The organism is Octadecabacter arcticus 238, assembly GCF_000155735.2.
Taxonomy (GTDB): Bacteria; Pseudomonadota; Alphaproteobacteria; order Rhodobacterales; family Rhodobacteraceae; genus Octadecabacter; species Octadecabacter arcticus.
The window spans coordinates 5182191-5200279 of record NC_020908.1 but is presented as its reverse complement, the minus strand read 5'-3'; the positions used below and the strand labels follow the sequence as shown (position 1 = coordinate 5200279).

Genomic DNA, 18089 nt, shown 5'->3' with positions numbered 1-18089 from the left:
ACTTTGTGACGGCGGTCTCTTAAAACTGATGCCTTGGTCCAAATGATCTGAGGGTGTTTCCCTCAACCAGTTGGCATCGCAGATAGCGTGAGCCCTTTTGACGTAACGCTAGGTTCCCCAACCCATGCGGCCGCCAAAGTACCAAACAAAGATCGGCTAAAGCCGATTTGCCACGATCTACGGTTGTGTAGATTCGGTCGCAGTCCTTGTTTGATTGTCCCACGTTCCCCCAGGAACGAATTGAATCGCTCAGCAAAACTAGCCCTTTCAGGTCCGCAATTTCAACAACAAGATGTCCTTGACAGCGATCGCGTTGAAACGAATCTCACGCGCCTTTGAAACGAAAGGAAAAGTAGCACACGCGGGAGCAGAAATGAGACCGGCCAACGAAAAAGGCGACCCGATTGGATCGCCTTTAATTCAAAATAATAAAGAATCAGCCGTTGCTGAAATTAGGCGATCGCTTTGACCCGCGAGCTTAGGCGGGACATCTTACGAGCCGCTGTGTTCTTGTGGAAAACACCCTTAGAGACGCCGCGCATCAATTCAGGCTGAAGGGCGCGAAGGGCAGCAGTCGCTGCGTCCTTTTCGCCAGACGCAATTGCTTCTTCAGCTTTGCGCAGGAAGGTACGGATGCGCGAACGGCGGGCTTTGTTGACTTGAAAGCGGGCTTCGTTCTGACGTGCGCGTTTTTTAGCTTGTGGAGTATTTGCCATGTAATCAGTCTCTTTCGGGTTCGTTTGTTCAAATTTCATAACGAACGTGACCCACCGGGAGTTTGAACAAAGTGTTCACTGAACCGGATTGATTCGTGCCTAAGCGGGCAACACGCGCATTTCAAAGCTGCGTATAGGCAGGGTGGTGGCGTTTTGCAAACAACCTTTTGCAATGGTGGTTATGGCGCGTCAGGGTGGCGAAAACCACAGGAGTTCACATGACGTTAACAACACGGGGCTGGGTGCCCACAGACTGCGAAGCGCGGGTGCAAGACATTGCTGGACGCACGTCAGGGGCGGCGTCGGACGTGATTATGGATCGTCTGGAGGCGCTGGTTGGCGAAAATCGCGACATTCATGAAGCCGCGTGTTTCAATCTGAACCCTGCGACGAATGTGATGAACCCCAAGGCCGAAGCGATGCTGGCGTCTGGTTTGGGGTCACGCCCATCGCTCGGGTATCCAGGTGACAAATACGAAATGGGGTTGGAGGCGATCGAAGAGATCGAGGTCATCGCAGCGCAGTTGTGCGCTGATGTATTTGACGCAAAGTTCGCCGAAATCCGCGTGCCATCCGGTGCGATTGCCAACTTATATGGGTTCATGGCGACCTGCAAAGCGGGCGATACCATCATCGCGCCCCCCGCATCGTTGGGCGGACATGTGACGCATCATTTGGCGGGCTGTGCGGGGCTATTCGGGTTGCGGACCGTAGAGGCGCCAGTGCTGGCGGACGGATACACCATAGATGCAGAAGCGCTGCTGGCTTTGGCCAAGGCAGAGAAGCCGAAACTGATTACCGTCGGCGCAAGTTTGAACCTGTATGAACATCCCGTGGCTCAGATTAGGGCCGTTGCGGACGCTGTGGGTGCGAAAGTAATGTTCGACGCTGCGCACCAATGTGGGATTATTGCAGGTAAGGCGTGGCGTGACCCCTTGGCGGAGGGCGCGCATTTCATGACGATGTCGACCTACAAAAGCCTTGGCGGGCCAGCGGGGGGCTGATCGTGACCAATGATGCAGAAATGGCCGAGAGGTTTGACGCAATTGCATTCCCCGGGATGACGGCGAATTTTGATGCCGCGAAATCTGCTGCAATGGCGGTGACGATGTTGGATTGGCGCAAGCATGGACAAGCCTATGCGCGCAAGATGATCGACGTGGCACAAGGGTTGGCCGCAGCCTTGAAAACCCGCGGGGTTCCAGTGTTTGAAACCGCGCATGGGGCGACATCGAGCCACCAGTTTGCAATTCGCGCTGCGGCCTATGGTGGTGGTCAGGCCGCGTCAAAGCAGTTGCGCAAGGCCGGATTTTTGGCCTGTGGGATCGGGCTGCCGATTGAGGGTGTCGCTGGCGATATGAATGGGCTGCGGATTGGCACACCGGAATTGGTGCGTTGGGGAGTAGATGTGCAGCATGTTGATCGGATGGCAGATTTGATTGCCGAGGCCCTAAGCAGCAATAACCCGTCTGCGATGGCCCCGCGCGTGCGGGACTGGCGCGGGACGTTTGATACGCTGCATTATATGAACTGACTTACTTGTCGCGAAATTGCGGTTCGCGTTTTTCAATGTAGGACGCCATGCCTTCGGTTTGATCTTCTGTCGCAAAAAGCGATTGAAACAGGCGGCGTTCGTAGTTGATACCTTCGGCCATTGTCGTTTCATAGGCGCAATTTACGGCGTCTTTGACGGCCATCGTCGCGAGAAGTGATTTTTCGGCGATCTTGTTGGCCGCGCTCATCACTTCTTCTTTGAGCTTTTTGACCGGCACGACGCGACTAACTAAGCCGGATCGTTCCGCCTCTTCGGCATTCATGAAACGTCCAGTCAGGTGCATTTCCATCGATTTGGACTTGCCGACAAACCGCGTCAACCGCTGCGTGCCACCAAGACCAGCCATGACGCCAAGGTTGATTTCCGGCTGGCCGAATTTCGCGGTATCGGACGCAATGATAAAATCGCACATCATCGCCAGTTCGCACCCACCCCCAAGAACATAGCCGGACACAGCGGCGATGATCGGCTTTCGGGTCTTGATAAAGCGGTCGGTTTCGGCACCAAAAAAGTTCTCGCGATACATTTCGACGAAGGTTTTGTCCGCCATTTCTTTAATATCGGCACCGGCAGCAAAGGCTTTGTCTGATCCGGTCAGCACGATACAGCGCACTTTGTCAGACGCATCGGCCTTTTCAACGGCCGTAGCGAGTTCACGCAAAAGCTGCGAATTCAAGGCGTTGAGGGCATCGGGGCGGTTTAGCGTAATCAGTGCGACGCCTTCGGCGATTTCAACAATGATAGTTTCGTAGGCCATTTGTGTTTGCTCCGCACTCGTTCATGATCTTTCAGGGTTACCAAAGCGTGGCGCAAGGGCAAGCTATCTTTGACATTTGGGGCAATAGAAAGTTGATCGTCCCGACTGCACGATGCGGGCGATTGATCCGGTGCATTCGGGGGTTTGGCAGGGGTGGCCCGCGCGGTCGTAGGCCTGAAATGCCTTTTGAAAATAGCCAAGTTCGCCATCTGCTTGGCGGTAGTCCTTGAGCGATGAGCCACCAGCTGCGATCGCTTTGTTCAGGACATCGCGCACGATAGGCACAAGCGACGCGATTTGTTTCTTGGACAGGTCTTTCGCCTTTCGCGTCGGATCGATGTGGGCGCGAAACAGGACTTCGCAAACGTAGATATTGCCCAAGCCCGCGATAAGGCGTTGATCAAGAAGGGCTGTTTTGACGGGCGTGTTCTTTGCGGCGAAGGCTTTAACCAAATACGCCTCGTTAAATCCATTGCCCAAAGGTTCGGGACCAATGGGTTTGATCAGCCAGTGATCGTTCAATGCGTCGGTCTTGGCGAGGTCCATCGCGCCGAACCGCCGTGGATCATTGAACGTCACGCGCGCGCCATTGCCCATGTGAAACACCACATGATCGTGTTTTGCAGGGGCGGGATGGTCATGGTGGAACTGGCCAAGCGGATCACCGGACACCGTCATTCGGCCCGACATGCCCAGATGAATAATGAGGGTTTCACCCGTACTTAGATCAGCAAGAATGTATTTTGATCGCCTGCGAAGCGCCGTGACGGTCGCCCCCGTCAGTCGCTGCGCCATGTCATCGGGAAAGGGCCAGCGCAGGTCTGGGCGGTTGACCTCGGCACGGGTAATGACGTGCCCTTGCATAGACGGGACAAGGCCCGCGCGGACGGTTTCGACTTCTGGCAATTCGGGCATCCATCGTCCCCCGCGCTGATTTGGCTATTTGTATCTGAAGGTGGGACGCTATAACTGCCAATTAAGCTGCGCAAGGGGCCATAACATGACAGATGATCGCACGACCCATTTCGGTTTTGAAACCGTGCCTGAGGGCGACAAAGCAGGCCTCGTGCGCGGTGTGTTTTCAAGCGTTGCCAGCAAGTATGACGTGATGAACGACGCGATGAGCCTTGGCATCCACCGCATCTGGAAAGATGCGATGATGGATTGGCTGGCGCCGCGTTCAGGGCAAAAGCTTTTGGATGTGGCGGGTGGTACAGGCGATGTGGCGTTCCGGTTCTTGAAACGCGCCAAAGTCGGTCATGCGACGGTGTTGGACCTGACGGAACCGATGTTGATCGAAGGACGTAAGCGGGCTGAGGCGGCGCAATTGGAAGATTCGCTGGACTGGATTGTGGGCGACGCGATGGCGCTGCCGTTCGAGGACAACACGTTCGACGTTTACACAATCAGCTTTGGCATTCGCAACGTCACGCGCCCGCAAGAAGCATTGGCCGAGGCGTACCGCGTGTTGAAACCGGGTGGGCGATTGATGGTGCTGGAATTCAGCCAGATCCCCAATGAGATGCTGCAAAAAATGTATGATGTTTATTCGTTCAATGCGATCCCTGCGATGGGAAAACTGATCACGGGTGACCGCGATAGTTACCAATATCTAGTTGAATCTATTCGGAAGTTTCCAGATCAAGATACGTTCCTTGGCATGATCAAGGACGCGGGTTTCGACAATGCGAAGTTCCGTAATCTGAGCCTTGGCATCGCGTGTCTGCATTCCGGTTGGAAGCTGTAACATGCGTGGTCCGCACAATATTTGGCGGTTGATCCGCACTGGCGCAACGCTGGAACGCACAGGCGCAATGACGGTGATTTTAGATGCCGCTGAAACCCCCACCGTGGCACGGATGGCTTTGCGCGGCTTGGTTTGGCCGTTTCAAGGGCTTGGGTTAAAGGGCGATGCAAACCTGCCGCCCCTAACGCGGGCCCTGCACGCGTTGGGACCGGCGTACATCAAATTCGGACAGGTTTTGTCGACGCGACCGGACGTGGTTGGCGCGGAACTGGCGATGCAGTTGCGGGTCTTGCAAGACAAGTTACCGCCCTTCCCCGTCGACGTGGCCAAGGCCGAGGTCGAAAAGGAATTGGGCGTTTCAATCGATTCGGTGTTCAGCGAATTTTCAGATCCTGTGGCGGCTGCGTCTATCGCGCAGGTTCACAAAGCGCGTTTGGTTTCGGATGGCGAATTCGTCGCCGTGAAGGTGTTGCGGCCCGGCATTGAACGGGCATTTCAAAAGGACATCGACGCGTTTTATCTGGCCGCATGGGTGTTTGACAGGTTTTCGCCGTCGTCGCGCCGATTGCGCCCGTTGGATGTGATTGAGCATTTTGAAGGCGTCGTCTTGAGCGAGCTCGACCTGCGGCTTGAAAGCGCGTCCGCGTCAGAATTTGCGGATAATACGGCGCAGGACAAGGGTTTCACTTTACCGCGCGTGCGTTGGGGCCTTTCGGCGCGTCGCGTTATGACGCTGGATTGGGCCGAAGGGATCAATGCCGCAGACGTCGATGCGATTGCCGACGCAGGACACGATCTGACGGAACTGTCGAGCCGCGTAATCCAGTTGTTTTTGAACCACGCCTTGCGCGACGGTTTTTTCCACGCAGACATGCACCACGGCAACCTTAAGATAGCGCCAAACGGCGATATTATTGCCTATGATTTTGGGATCATGGGGCATTTGGATGAATACACGCGGCGTGTTTATGCCGAGATTTTGTTTGGATTTATCCGGCGCGATTACACCCGTGTAGCTGAAGTGCATTTTGAGGCCGGGTATGTGCCTGCGGACCGTGATGTGAACGAATTTGCCCGCGCGCTGCGCGCCGTAGGTGAACCGATCTTTGGCATGAACGCAGAGCAAATTTCGATGGCGCGATTGTTGTCCTATTTGTTTGAAGTGACGGAGCGATTCGGCATGGAAACACGGACCGAACTGATCCTGTTGCAACGCACGATGGTTGTTGTCGAAGGCGTCGCGCGCACGTTTGATCATCGCATGAACATATGGGATGCGGCGAAACCTGTGGTCGAAGACTACATCAAGGATAGTATCGGGCCGCGCGCCATTGCACGTGATTTAGCGAAGACGGCGCGCGTTTTGGCGCGATTCGGGCCGCGCCTGCCCGCCTTGGCAGAAGCCGCGTTGATACGGCTCGGCGAAGAACCTGCAGCCCCGCCACGTCGCAGTTACTGGCCCGCATTCGGCTGGGCGATGTTGGGCGCCGGCGTCGCAATTTCTGCGGCCGTCGGACTGTCGATCATTGGTTGAAATCAACCTTCGCGCAATGCACTGACATCAGACGCGAGCACGGATACACCCCCATTAAGAACGAGAACGGATTGGCCATTTTCGCTGCGTACCTCTTGCACGCGGGCGTAGGTAGCTGCGGTTTCAGCTAGAACCGGCACACCATTGGCCGAGCTTACGACCTGAAAATGGTAAAGGCCCGAAGGCAACGGGGTGCCGTCGCTTTGGGTTCCGGCCCATTCAATTGGGTCGGCCGAATTAGGAATGTCGTAGCGCTGAACCTCATTGCCTTGCGGATCAGACACGACCAATTCCACTTTGTCGGCAATGGCGGCCGGGTTTGGCGCGATGGTGATCGGACTGCCGTCAAAATGACCGGGGACTATCGCGCGGGCTTCTTTACCAACCCAATCGGCCATCTGAGCCATGCCTGTCGTATTCATTTGCACCATCAATGCCGACAAAAGGTCGTTTGTCAGCACCGCCTGTTCGACCCCCGAAAACGTTGCCAGTTGCTGGGCGTATTCTGATGAATCCGTAGGGTTCAGCGGATCCTGATTTTCCATTTGCACCGTAAGCATCTTTAGAAATGTCTCAAAATTGGAGCTGATGACAGTTTCCGAGGGTTCGGCTTGTGGCGAAAAGGCGGGTTGCGACACCGGTGTGAGGGCTTGAGTGAGTTCCATGGGGATTTGCTGCTCCATTATAGTTTAAGGTCGAGGCCGCCTGAAAGGGCGACGCGAATGCTGGTCTGGGGGTGTTCATCGGCGGTCGAAGGATCCGACGCCACGCCCGATTGCTCCTCGCCATTCCCCTGATCTTGATCTGCGTCACCGGATTGATCGCTGAATGTGAAAGTCGGATTTTCGTAGCCCATTTCGCGTAGCTCTCGCGTTAGGAGGTCGATGTTGCGGCGCATGAGATCCACGGTTTCAGGACGTTCGGCGATGATCGCGACGGTCAGACCGGTGTCACCAGCCGTTACCGAAATGCGCACACGGCCCAGTTCTTCTGGGTTTAAGGCGATCTCGGTGGTGGCCCCGGACGTTTGAACAATTGCTGTCGCGATTTGGTGGGCGACGTGCGGGGCGTAGCTCCGCTGCAAAGTGGAAGTCGCGGCCGCCGTCGTCGTCACACTGCTTTGTGAACCGGGAGGCGCGCCGAGGTCCGGGCCGAGTGGTTCATCCCCTAAAATGGCAGGGTCGGGCGTTGCCAGCTTTGCCAAGATGGGTGCGATTGGAATTGGGGACGGGATGGGTTTCGCTATCGGGTCGCGTGGTGACGGTGCGGCGACGCTCCATAATGTTTGGGGCGCATTTTGGCGGGTTTCTGGTGCGGCGATTGGTGTTTTTTCATCGACAGGGGGCAATGCGCGCTGCAGGTTCGGAAGCTGTGGCGCGTTGACCTGAGGTGTGCCTGCCAAAGGTGGTTGCGGCATGTTGGGCGGCGTGGCTTTTATTTGTTCAGGTTCGGTCGGTTTTTCTGTGGTCTTGCTTCCACCCTCGCGGCTGGATCGCGCGACGTGGGGATCCGTTTGGGGCACGGGCGGTTGAGGGTTCAGGTGCCTTGTTTGTGCCTGTTGCACCACATTTTCGGGTGCAGCTTTCAGAGCCGCGTGGTTTTGCGCGCCCGAAACTTCAATGTTTGACGCGTCAGCAAGGGCAGCATTTGGCATTGTGTTTGATTCTATAGTTTTAATCGGGACGGCGACGGTGCCCATTTCTGGCGTGGCAGGTCCAGTGACTTGCCACGCCAGGACGTCACTTTTGGAATGTAGCTGTGGAATCGGTGTCAGAGTATTTTCTGGTGGCGCCGCGATGGCTGTTTTAGCGGCGTCGGCGTCCGGCAACACATCGCGGATCAGGGACTGCGCCGCATCCTTTGCGACTGCGTCGTCAGCCTGAACGGACCAGATCTGCGAGAAATATGTCGCTTTGTCGATTTGGGCATCGATGTCCGGTTTGCGGTGTAACGGCGACGACGGCTGCGCCTTGGCAGTCAACAACGTGTCCATTTGAGTCATCGGTTTCTCCGATCAAGTGCGATTGGGCTGTCTTTACCGCGCAGATACTTACTCAATCTTTACCGCTGACGCTTAAACATCAGAAAAATTGCCCGCATCGGAGTCTTCAGCATGGAAATACAACCAACCCAATCCGCAGGCGCACCCACCGCCACGCGTGAGGATCAACTGATGGCAGTTGCGCAATCGCTTGAGGCGGCGTTTTTGTCAGAGATGTTGAAGTCGGCGGGGATCGGCGAAACGCCGGAGGAATTTGGCGGTGGCGCGGGTGAGGATCAGTTCGCATCGTTCCTGCGGGATGAGCAAGCCAAACAGATGACACAGGCCGGTGGCATTGGTCTGGCGCAATCGATGTTTGATGCCATGATTGCAAAATCCCGATGACGACGCGCGCAATAGGCCAGTTGACCCATCTTCTTGAGGTCGAGCGGGCAGCGCTCTTGAAGGGTGATTTCGAAACTGTCGGGGCGTTGATTCCCCAAAAGGAGGTCCTTGCCACGCAGTTTGAAGGCGCAGGCGCCGCAGAGTTGCGATTATTGGCATCCGCGCTCGCTCGCAACAGCACATTGTTCGCCACAGCCAGAGAGGGCGTTGGCACTATCCTGACAACCTTGAACCAGCAACGGGCGGCGCGCACGACGCTGTCCAGCTACGATTCTTCCGGTAAGGCGACCCAGATTTCGCAACCGAAACGCGGTACCGAACGACGCTTCTAAAATTGGACTCAAAAGCCACAGATTTACAGTGCGGTCGTTAAGGCCTCGTTAGGTCCCAGTTGGCATGGTGGGGTTGCACCCGAGTTTGGTGGCGCTGATCCGAGGTCGATCAGACATCCGTCAGAATGACGTCCCTTCCAATCTCCTTCTCATGGGGATTGGTTCTTGAAAACTTGGCGCAAAATGCGCCCCCAACTATGGGATCATAAAACATGGCTACTTTCCAAGCGCCTCAGTGATGTCCACCACCAGCAACCACTTTTTTGCGTTTGATTATTATGACTGGCGCATTTGCTCTGTCATTCATGACCACTCCATTTTTCTCACCCACGACGTTGTTAGCAGGTGGGACATGAAGAGCGGCTTAACAGATTGGATTGGCGCTACTTTGGTTGCTTAAAATACAACTCATCAGGACCGCAAAATTCAATTAAATCGTATCCATTTTTAGTCATGATGTCCCTGATTTCGGTCGTGCCGGTATTATTCTCGATCGCCCATGCTTTGACGTCGTGGTCCTTGAACGGGAACGTCTTAAGGCACGCGATCTCACCACCTTCGATGTCGAGGGAGATGAAGTCAGGATCGGGAATTTCAGCATATTCAATTATGCTCGACAGCGTCTTTGTCTGCACTTTTATGAAAGTCTCGCGGTGGCGTTTGTCGCTGCGCACCCGCTTTAGAAGTTTGTCTTCATAAGTGCCTGCAAGCCCGCTCATCTGGGTGAAACCTTCGCTGATTTCGATGAAATCCGCCTCACCTTCGGTCGGGGCAATCGCGACACCAATGCAGGGGCATGTTCGAAAAACAGCAGCCTTTACCAATTGGGCGTTCACAGGTTCGACTAAAGCACCCGTCCAACCACGGTTGGTTTCCAAAAAGAACGTATTAGACCCTGTTACACCGTCAAAGCCGCCCACATCGAGGAATGTGCCTTCGCGCTTATTCTTCATGATCTGGTCAATGACAAAGTCCTGACCAGCTTGTGACGTGTAAGCATAAAGCGGCGACAGCATCTGGCGCACTTCGTGAAAGCGCCGCACAAGCGGGCCGCGCGTCCGGGAGCGGTTGCTCTCCAATGCTTTTTGCAGCTTTCCGGCTTCTTTGCGCAGCAGGCGGCGGGCTTCGGCAACGTTTTCAGTCATGTTTCGGCTCCATGGTCGGCGTAGGATTTTTCCTCAGTGAGAGTCGATCCCAGCAGCAGGTTAATCTTTTTCTTCACGTCCGCACGGCGGTCGTTGGTGATATAGACGGCGCGGGCAAGGCGGATAAAATCTTCGCCAAAATTCTTGGCGTCTTCACAGTCGCGGATGTCATCTTCGATCACCCAAAGATCGCCGTTAATCGCATAAAGTTCTTCCCACAGAACAGTCAATTCGACGCTGGGCGGGATATGTGAATCAGCTGTCTTACTCAGTGCTGCCATTTCAATCTGAACATTCGCGACCTTTGCGGGGTCAGTCATCCGTTCCTCTTTCAGGCGCAGGATCGTAAGTTTATCAATCAGTTCTCCCGGTGCTGTCGGGATTAGAATATGTTCAATCATGCGCCACCTACCTTTTCAATCAATGCAGCGTGCGCCGCGTCAAACACCGATGTCCAGTCTTGCGGTTTATTCTGTCGGAACAGTCGCATCGACGGATACCACTGCGTTGTATCGCCCGTATGCCGATACACCCAAAACGCATCCCAATGAAGCATCACCCAGACGGGAATACCAAGCGATCCAGCAATATGTGCTGTGGCAGTGTCGGATGTGATAATCAAATCCATCTCACGCATGGTTGCCGCGCAATCGGCGAAATCGCGGTCCGTGCCAGCTGCATCTATGATCAACGCCGCACTGCCGTCCTTGTGGAAGGCATCCAAGAACGGGCCCTTATAGAGGGAGAACAGCTGAACGTTGGGAACATTCGCCATAGGTAAAAATTCACGATGCGTGAACGAGCGGAATACGTTGCCTTTGTAGGTCGAAGACCCCGACCAAACGACGCCAACTTTGCACTTCTCGCGGTGCTGGGCCGTGATCGTTTTTGCACGGTCAGTAGAATCGTCCGGTATTTTCAATTTGGTCGGTTCAGGCGCAACGCCATTTTCAGCCGGACCAAATACCAGTTTGGGCAGGTCCATCAGACTGAGCCAAAAGTCGACCGGATCCTCACGTGCTGCGCCGGTTCCGATCCATTCGATCCCATCAATACCTTCCAGAAGGCGCAGGAGGGGCTTCTTGGCGACAAGCCTAATTTTTGCACCAAGGGCCCTGATAGAAGGGATGAACCGCAACAGAAGGATCATGTCGCCAAAACCCTGTTCCGGCAGGATCAGTAACGTTTTGCCATCAACCGACATCCCGTCTTCCCATCTCGTGAACGGCACATCGGGAGCGCCCAATTCATCCGTCGCCCAGCGCGCATCATAGGTTCGAAACGCGGGACCATAGTGACCAGCCCCAAGCTGCGCGAACGCCAGTTGCAGCCGAATTTCCGGCTCTTCGGGAAATTTCTTGGCCATTGGCGTTAAGTATTTTATTGCCGCACTGTAGTCGCCCATTCCACGCATGCATCGCCCGATCATCGCATGATGCATAAGATGGCTTGGATCAATTTCGAGGGACTTTTTGCGCAATTCAATCGACTGTGTGTCGTCGCCCAGATCCGACAGGATGTTCGAGTAGTTGTTAATGATGCCCTTATCATCTGGCGCTAAGGCATAGGCGCGCATCTGGGCCGTGCGGCCCATTTCGTGTCGCCCCATCGTGCGATAAAGCGACCCAAGATTTGTCCACACGCCGGCATCAGTCGGATAACGCTCTAAGTAGCGCGTATAGCCATCAAGCGCCTCTCTCAGTCGCCCTTCTTGATGGGCTCTTACAGAACTGATGCGCAGTTCCACCCGCTCAACGATTGCCATGTATCAACCCTTGCTCCGGTTGCGCGCAATCGGCTTGAGCAGTGTCTCGGGTCTGCGGTCTTCCGCGGCTTCAAACAGCGAGAATGTTTGATTCACGTATACTCCCGCGCCTGAATTGACCTGAGGTTTTCCCCTCAAATCACTTTGTATTCCTTGAGCGATATGACGCGGAAGTTGTCGGTGACGGTGTCGCGGAACTCTGGCCATTTTTCTGGCAGGGTCTTGCGGAAGAAGTCGAAAATGGCCTCTGTGAATTGGTTGAACGTTGCATAGTGCCGATTGTGGGTGACCCATTTGTGCATAACACCCCAAAGACGCTCGATCGGGTTGAGGTGCGGGGCATATGCTGGCAAGAAATGCAACTTCACCCGACGTTCTGGGCTGTCCAGCCATGGCTGTAGTATCTTGGCATGATGATAGCGGGCATTGTCGACAAAGACGTGGATGGCCGTCTTGGTTTGGTTGTTGCGTTCCAACTTTTCCAGCATCTGTCGGGTTGTCTGGGCATTGATCTTCTCGCCTTCCACAAAGGTGAACTGGAAAGTCTCAAGGTCAAGCGCGCCCTGAATGTTGAGCCGCTTGCGCCCTGATGTCGCCTTCAGGGCCGTCTTTTGTCCCTTGGGGAACCAACCATGGGCGGGGCGGCTCTGGTGTTCGGGGTGGACAGCGTCCGAAAAGACAACCATCTCATCTGCGGCCAACCCGTTCATCAGGGCCTCATATTTGGCAATAAACGCAGCCTGCTTGGCTTCATCGGCCTGTGCAGGCAGCAATTGTGGTTTCTTATACGCGAACCCCAGGCGGCGCATCAGCTTGGCGGCTCCCGACGTGCTGTAGTTTTGGTCGCACTCGGCTAGAACATAGGCACAGACCTCATCGGCATTGCGGGCAGGCTGCGCGGTGAAATGGGCTCTCACCGCCTGCTCTTGCACGACGGACAAATGACCCTGACGCTGGCTGTAGTCCTTCAGACCGAAAAACGATAGTCCCGCACCGACAAAGGCTAATCGCCACTCCGTCAAAACTGTCGGGCCAATATCCAAAATCCGGCAAACCGTTCCGGCGTCTTCTCCTGCGTCCAAAAGAAGAAACGCGCGCGCCCGTTTCCAAACAAGGGCGTCAACTTTGCGGCGGCGGCAAAGCGCTTCAAGTGCTATGCGCTGCTCGTCGGATAAGGAGACTGTTTTGTATTGCTTGCTCATAAACTCAAAATACAGACTGAACCGCCTTTGGCCATGCGACGAAGTGAATCGCAGGCCCAAAATCGTCAGGTCAATTCAGGCGCAGGAGTATAGTTCACTGCCCCCGAAATCATATCCATATATTCGGTGAGTTCCGGTGTAACTTCTGTTTTAGTCACGACGATGCTTCTTTCGGGGGATTGTGTCTCGAACCCAGCGTAAAACAGCGGATCTCCACGTTTGATCTTGATGGGCTTGTCTGGCTCATGCCACTCAAATGCCCACATTAAGGGGCGCGGCCAGACATTGATCGGAAAGCGACCCCCAAAAATCGTGCCAGGCAACGGGTCCTTCGTGTAGTGCATAAACGGGCTGACTTGGCTCATGTAAACCGGCTCGTCTGCGATAAAGACATACGGCAGAGTCAACTGGATTGTCGGGATCCCTTTGTTGCGCCATTCGACCTCAGATGTGAGGTGCAATTTTTCGCCAAGCTTGCTCGCCCTGATGCTGGACTGTGTACCGGCGAGATTGCGCAGAACCGGCTTGCCTTTGTCATCGCGCGCAAAACCGATGTGGATGTCGAACGGGCATTTCACCATGAAAGGCTTATCCCTTTTAGTCCGGTTGCCCCACATGTTGACGCGGCGCAGAATCTTGCCCTTGTGGCTTTAGAGGCGGATCGGATCAGTTTGTAACGTCTGGTGGGTTTATAGGGCGTGGCTTTTGCCGTGAACGAGGCCCTTCAGGCGCGCTGTTCAACAAAATCACGATATGTCGCTGGCCCGAGACCAACACCGATCCCCAGCAGCGTGTCGAAGGCGCTTCGCATGTGTCGCCGTCGGTTCCAGCGGAACACGAATTCGTCGAGATAGCGTTGTAGATGGCACTTTCTGAGGCCGTGGAAGACGCCTTTTGCCCACGTTTTTAGGTTGGAGAACACGCGGTGGACCCAGTGGAGTATGTCGTGTGCCTTCTTGCCGCTGACGACCTTTGCCTCATGCGTGTTTGCAGGAGGATTTTCGTAACCGAGCCAGCCATCCGTGATGATGTGAGCGCCAGGCTCTACAGCCTGACCAATGAACCCGTGCAGCGTCTTTGACGCGCCGTCGGGAATGTGTTTCATCCTGATACGGCGCGGATGTCCGTCACTTGATAACTCGACGGCACAGACGACAAACATCTTTCCAACCGGGCTCCGCCCACCCTTTGGCCGGTCCTCGGGATCATGCCGGGACCGGAACGGCATCTCTGTTTCATCGATTTCGACAAGGTCTTTCAGGGGGTTGCGGTCAGGGTTGACCATCGACCGCCGCAGCTTTTGCAAGAGGAGGTCGCCGAGAAGCGCCATCGGTCCGAGCGACGATGGCGACCCGTCTTGTAGCTGCCAAGGCCAAGTTGCGCCTGAAGTTGCAGCGCTGACATGCCGTTGGAATGGCTGGTGATGATGTGCGCGGCAAGAAACCAAATTCGCAACGGCAAATGGCTGCTGTGCATTACCGTGCCAGCCGTCACGGATGTCTGCCGTGCGCAACCGGCACATTCCCAAGTCGCGCGATTTCGCTTTAACGGCCAGCCCTTGCAGGTGCCACAGGAAGGACAGACGAAGCCCTCAGGCCAACGATGTTCCACCAGATAATGCGAACACGCTTCCTCATCAGAAAACCTGGCGTCGAACGCGGGGCGGGACATGGGTTTGTCGTTTTTCCATCTGGCTGGCATGGGAAGAACAATACCAGAACATTCTAGATTGGCAAGCCGCTTCGCACTACATCAGGTGCCGCCGGAGCAAAGGGGATAAGCCTTTCACCATGAAATACCGGCTCTCCATATTGATGACAGCGGGGCATCGGGACGCCGATTTTGCGTGTTCTCGGTTCATTTCAACAGACCGCACACGTTCAGGCGCGTCATAAATGATCCCGCCCTTTTTTTCGTTGAGGAACCAACCCACTTGCACGGGGCCGCTTCCGCTCGATGTATCTTTGGTGTTCTCAAATGCTACTGACAGTCGCATGGCCGTCTCCAATACTAAACAATTTCGGGGATAGAATCGTAATCTACGCCGCAAGTCAAAAGACTTGGATGGAATGGCAGGCCCGCGTGACATCAAAACAGCGCGGATCGGGTGAAATTGTGGCCGGTTGAGTGAAACGCTGGCGAGCGTGTGGTGTTTCGTTCAGGCTACGACCTGCGAGATTGCACCGAAGTGGTTTGAATCCAAGCAGTGCAGCCCTTGCACTTTGGTGGGGCAAGGGCGAAACCTAGGACTTCATATTCAAGGATACCGTTATGACTTTTAATCCAGCCAAATGGCCACGCAAGCTTCGGTCGCAAGAGTGGTTTGGCGGCACTGGCAAGGATGCGATCTATCACCGTGGCTGGATGAAGAATCAGGGCTATCCGGACGATCTGTTCGACGGTCGCCCTGTCATTGGTATCTGCAATACGTGGTCTGATCTGACTCCGTGCAATGGACATTTGCGCGAATTGGCCGACAAAGTTAAGAATGGTGTCTGGGAAGCGGGCGGTTTTCCGGTTGAATTTCCAGTGTTTAGCCCGTCTGAATCCGCGCTGCGACCGACAGCGATGATGTTTCGCAACCTGTGTGCAATGGACGTCGAAGAAGCCCTGCGGGGCAAGCCGATAGACGGTGTTGTCCTAATGGCGGGCTGCGACAAGACCACTCCAGCGCTTTTGATGGGCGCGGCGTCTGTCGATCTGCCCGCGATCGTCGTTTCTGGCGGGCCGATGTTGAACGGCCATTTCCGCGGTGAACGCGTTGGGTCCGGTACGCATATTCGTAAGTTTAATGAGGCCGTCAAAGCTGGTGAAATGACGCAAGACGAATTCGTCGAGGCCGAAGCATCAATGTCGCGCAGTGCGGGCGGGTGTAACACGATGGGCACGGCCAGCACGATGGCGAGCATGGCTGAGGCGTTGGGCATGGCACTATCAGGCAACGCCGCGATCCCTGCCGTCGACAGCCGCCGCCGTATGATGAGCCAGCTAACAGGGCGCCGCATTGTTCAGATGGTCAAAGACAATCTGAAACCATCCGATATCATGACGAAGGATGCCTTTGAAAACGCGATCCGCACCAATGGCGCTATTGGAGGGTCCACCAACGCGGTGGTGCATCTGCAAGCACTGGCGGGACGATGCGAAGTGCCGCTGTCCTTGGAAGATTGGGATCGCTGCGGCAAGGATGTGCCAACAATCGTGAACCTGCTGCCGTCTGGCAAATGGCTGATGGAGGAATTCTTTTATGCTGGCGGCCTGCCTGTCGTGATCAAACGTCTGGGTGAGATGGGGATGCTACATAAAGATGCGCTCACCGTCAGCGGCGGGTCCATTTGGGACGAGGTAAAGGACGTCCAGAACTGGAATGACGATGTGATTGTCCCCACTGAAAAGGCGCTGCGGAAATCTGGTGGTATCGCTGTCCTTCGCGGCAACTTGGCCCCGAACGGGGCGATCCTCAAACCCTCTGCGGCATCGCCTGATTTGATGGTGCATCGCGGGCGCGCGGTCGTGTTTGAAGACATTGATGACTACAAGGCCCAGGTTGATCTTGAAGATCTGGATATCGATGAAACCTGCGTGATGGTGCTAAAAAACTGCGGACCAAAGGGGTATCCGGGCATGGCGGAAGTCGGTGACATGGCGCTGCCTTCGAAACTTTTGAAGGCTGGCGTGCGCGATATGGTGCGGATTTCTGACGCGCGAATGTCCGGCACGGCCTACGGGACGGTCGTGTTGCATGTCGCCCCAGAGGCTGCTGCTGGTGGTCCTTTAGCGATCGTTCAAAATGGCGATATGGTGGAACTCGACGTCCCATCGCGGCGCCTGCATCTTGATATTTCCGACGATGAGCTGGCCGCGCGTTTGGCGCAATGGACCCCGCCAGTTTCACGCCCCGCAGGCGGCTATGCGCAGTTATATCATGACAAAGTTAACCGCGCGGATGAGGGGGCGGATTTCGATTTCCTCGTCGGTCGTCGCGGCAATGATGTGGCACGGGAGTCCCATTGATGGCTGACAAGATCAAAGTTGCATTGGTCGGAATTGGAAAGATTGCCATCGACCAACATGTCCCGTCCATTGCGACGTCCGATGATTGGGAACTCGCCGGCACTGTGAGCCGATCTGGAACTGTGGACGGGGTTCCTGCGTACACAGATATAGAGACTATGTTGGCGGAAAGACCCGAAATCGGGGTGGTCAGCTTGTGCCTGCCGCCTGTGCCCCGATTTGCATATGCAGCTGCGTGTTTAAGGGCTGGTCGGCATGTGATGCTCGAAAAACCGCCCGGTGCGACCTTGGCTGAGGTTTATGCGCTGGATGCGATGGCACAGAATGCGGGTTTGACCCTGTTCGCGACTTGGCACAGCCGCATGGCAAAGGGTGTGCAGGCGGCAAAAGCGGCGCTTGCAGGTAAAACGATCGAAAGTGGCCATATCGATTGGAAAGAAAATGTCCGTCAGTGGCACCCCAAACAGGACTGGGTGTTTGATCCCGGTGGCATGGGGGTGCTGGACCCTGGCATCAATGCGCTTTCGATCCTTACAGAAGTTCTGCCCACACCCGTTCATCTTAAAAGCGCGGTGCTGCATACACCTGCAAACCGCCAGACGCCTATTCGGGCTGAGATGACGTTTTCGGACGGGATCACCGCATCGTTTGATTGGCTTAAAGAGGGCATACAAACGTGGGAGCAGCGTTTCGTTGCAACCGATGGCACGACAGTTCACCTTTTTGAAGGCGGCAATCGCTGCAGTGTCGATGGGATAGCACAGACGATGTCAGAACTTGGGGAATACCCCGCACTTTATGCCCGAATGTCACATCTCGTAAGGACCGGAACATCTGACGTGGACCTGTCGCCGATGGTGCATGTGTCCGATATCATGACGCTTGGGCGCCGCGAAACTGCGCCAGCATTTGAGTGGTAACGACGACGTTCACAAC

The 18089-nt window shown here is 55.3% G+C and carries 17 protein-coding genes and 2 pseudogenes; 7 read left to right on the top strand and 12 right to left on the bottom strand.

Features of this window, described 5'->3' with window-relative positions:
• Nucleotides 1-452: 452 nt before the first annotated feature.
• Entirely contained in the window at nucleotides 453-716 is a 264-nt protein-coding gene (gene rpsT / locus OA238_RS26925; protein WP_044038886.1) for a 30S ribosomal protein S20, read from the bottom strand.
• 218 nt (nucleotides 717-934) lie between these two features.
• Between rpsT and OA238_RS26920 the strand changes: the two are divergent.
• Nucleotides 935-2250 (top strand): annotated as a pseudogene (locus OA238_RS26920) (aminotransferase class I/II-fold pyridoxal phosphate-dependent enzyme).
• 1 nt (nucleotide 2251) lies between these two features.
• Here the strand turns inward: OA238_RS26920 and OA238_RS26915 are convergent.
• Both OA238_RS26915 and mutM read right to left on the bottom strand, forming a co-directional pair.
• Nucleotides 2252-3028, bottom strand: coding sequence for an enoyl-CoA hydratase (locus tag OA238_RS26915; protein ID WP_015497604.1), 777 nt, complete (start codon nucleotides 3026-3028; stop codon nucleotides 2252-2254).
• 63 nt (nucleotides 3029-3091) lie between these two features.
• On the bottom strand, nucleotides 3092-3943 hold the full coding sequence (gene mutM, locus OA238_RS26910) for a bifunctional DNA-formamidopyrimidine glycosylase/DNA-(apurinic or apyrimidinic site) lyase (protein WP_015497603.1): 852 nt from the start codon (nucleotides 3941-3943) through the stop codon (nucleotides 3092-3094).
• An 85-nt stretch (nucleotides 3944-4028) separates the two neighbouring features.
• Between mutM and ubiE the strand changes: the two genes are divergently transcribed.
• Both ubiE and ubiB read left to right on the top strand, forming a co-directional pair.
• A complete protein-coding gene (gene ubiE / locus OA238_RS26905) occupies nucleotides 4029-4775 on the top strand; it encodes a bifunctional demethylmenaquinone methyltransferase/2-methoxy-6-polyprenyl-1,4-benzoquinol methylase UbiE (protein ID WP_015497602.1) in 747 nt (248 codons plus the stop codon).
• Between the two features lies 1 nt (nucleotide 4776).
• On the top strand, nucleotides 4777-6309 hold the full coding sequence (ubiB, locus tag OA238_RS26900) for a 2-polyprenylphenol 6-hydroxylase (protein WP_015497601.1): 1533 nt from the start codon (nucleotides 4777-4779) through the stop codon (nucleotides 6307-6309).
• 2 nt (nucleotides 6310-6311) lie between these two features.
• Here ubiB and OA238_RS26895 read toward each other — a convergent pair whose 3' ends face one another.
• Nucleotides 6312-6974: a flagellar hook capping FlgD N-terminal domain-containing protein gene (locus tag OA238_RS26895; protein WP_015497600.1), complete on the bottom strand. Its 663-nt coding sequence runs from the start codon at nucleotides 6972-6974 to the stop codon at nucleotides 6312-6314.
• Nucleotides 6975-6991: 17 nt separating this feature from the next.
• Nucleotides 6992-8311, bottom strand: a complete 1320-nt coding sequence (locus OA238_RS26890; protein ID WP_015497599.1) for a flagellar hook-length control protein FliK — start codon at nucleotides 8309-8311, stop codon at nucleotides 6992-6994.
• Between the two features lie 111 nt (nucleotides 8312-8422).
• On the opposite strand from OA238_RS26890, the gene OA238_RS26885 reads away from it, so the two are divergent.
• Both OA238_RS26885 and OA238_RS26880 read left to right on the top strand, forming a co-directional pair.
• On the top strand, nucleotides 8423-8695 hold the full coding sequence (locus tag OA238_RS26885; protein ID WP_015497598.1) for a rod-binding protein: 273 nt from the start codon (nucleotides 8423-8425) through the stop codon (nucleotides 8693-8695).
• Nucleotides 8692-9027, top strand: a complete 336-nt coding sequence (locus OA238_RS26880; RefSeq protein WP_015497597.1) for a hypothetical protein — start codon at nucleotides 8692-8694, stop codon at nucleotides 9025-9027. The genes OA238_RS26885 and OA238_RS26880 overlap by 4 nt, the downstream gene beginning before the upstream one ends.
• A 383-nt stretch (nucleotides 9028-9410) precedes the next feature.
• Here the strand turns inward: OA238_RS26880 and OA238_RS26875 are convergent, their stop codons facing one another.
• The 7 genes and pseudogenes from OA238_RS26875 to OA238_RS26845 form a co-directional block, all read right to left on the bottom strand.
• Complete coding sequence (locus tag OA238_RS26875) at nucleotides 9411-10172, bottom strand: FkbM family methyltransferase (protein ID WP_015497596.1); 762 nt, start codon at nucleotides 10170-10172, stop codon at nucleotides 9411-9413.
• Nucleotides 10169-10573, bottom strand: a complete 405-nt coding sequence (locus OA238_RS26870; RefSeq protein ID WP_015497595.1) for a hypothetical protein — start codon at nucleotides 10571-10573, stop codon at nucleotides 10169-10171. Before OA238_RS26870 ends, OA238_RS26875 begins: the two co-directional genes overlap by 4 nt.
• A complete protein-coding gene (locus tag OA238_RS26865) occupies nucleotides 10570-11937 on the bottom strand; it encodes a tetratricopeptide repeat protein (RefSeq protein WP_015497594.1) in 1368 nt (455 codons plus the stop codon). Before OA238_RS26865 ends, OA238_RS26870 begins: the two co-directional genes overlap by 4 nt.
• A 134-nt stretch (nucleotides 11938-12071) precedes the next feature.
• Nucleotides 12072-13139, bottom strand: coding sequence for an IS630 family transposase (locus tag OA238_RS26860; protein WP_015497593.1), 1068 nt, complete (start codon nucleotides 13137-13139; stop codon nucleotides 12072-12074).
• Nucleotides 13140-13204: 65 nt separating this feature from the next.
• On the bottom strand, nucleotides 13205-13756 hold the full coding sequence (locus OA238_RS26855; protein WP_245581410.1) for a hypothetical protein: 552 nt from the start codon (nucleotides 13754-13756) through the stop codon (nucleotides 13205-13207).
• 107 nt (nucleotides 13757-13863) lie between these two features.
• A pseudogene (locus OA238_RS26850) lies at nucleotides 13864-14840 on the bottom strand (IS1595 family transposase).
• Between the two features lie 46 nt (nucleotides 14841-14886).
• Entirely contained in the window at nucleotides 14887-15135 is a 249-nt protein-coding gene (locus OA238_RS26845; RefSeq protein WP_044037741.1) for a hypothetical protein, read from the bottom strand.
• 275 nt (nucleotides 15136-15410) lie between these two features.
• Here OA238_RS26845 and araD point away from each other — a divergent pair, with 275 nt between their 5' ends.
• Nucleotides 15411-17153, top strand: a complete 1743-nt coding sequence (gene araD, locus OA238_RS26840; RefSeq protein ID WP_015497591.1) for an L-arabinonate dehydratase — start codon at nucleotides 15411-15413, stop codon at nucleotides 17151-17153.
• Nucleotides 17153-18073, top strand: coding sequence for a Gfo/Idh/MocA family protein (locus OA238_RS26835; RefSeq protein WP_015497590.1), 921 nt, complete (start codon nucleotides 17153-17155; stop codon nucleotides 18071-18073). Before araD ends, OA238_RS26835 begins: the two co-directional genes overlap by 1 nt.
• Nucleotides 18074-18089: the final 16 nt, after the last annotated feature.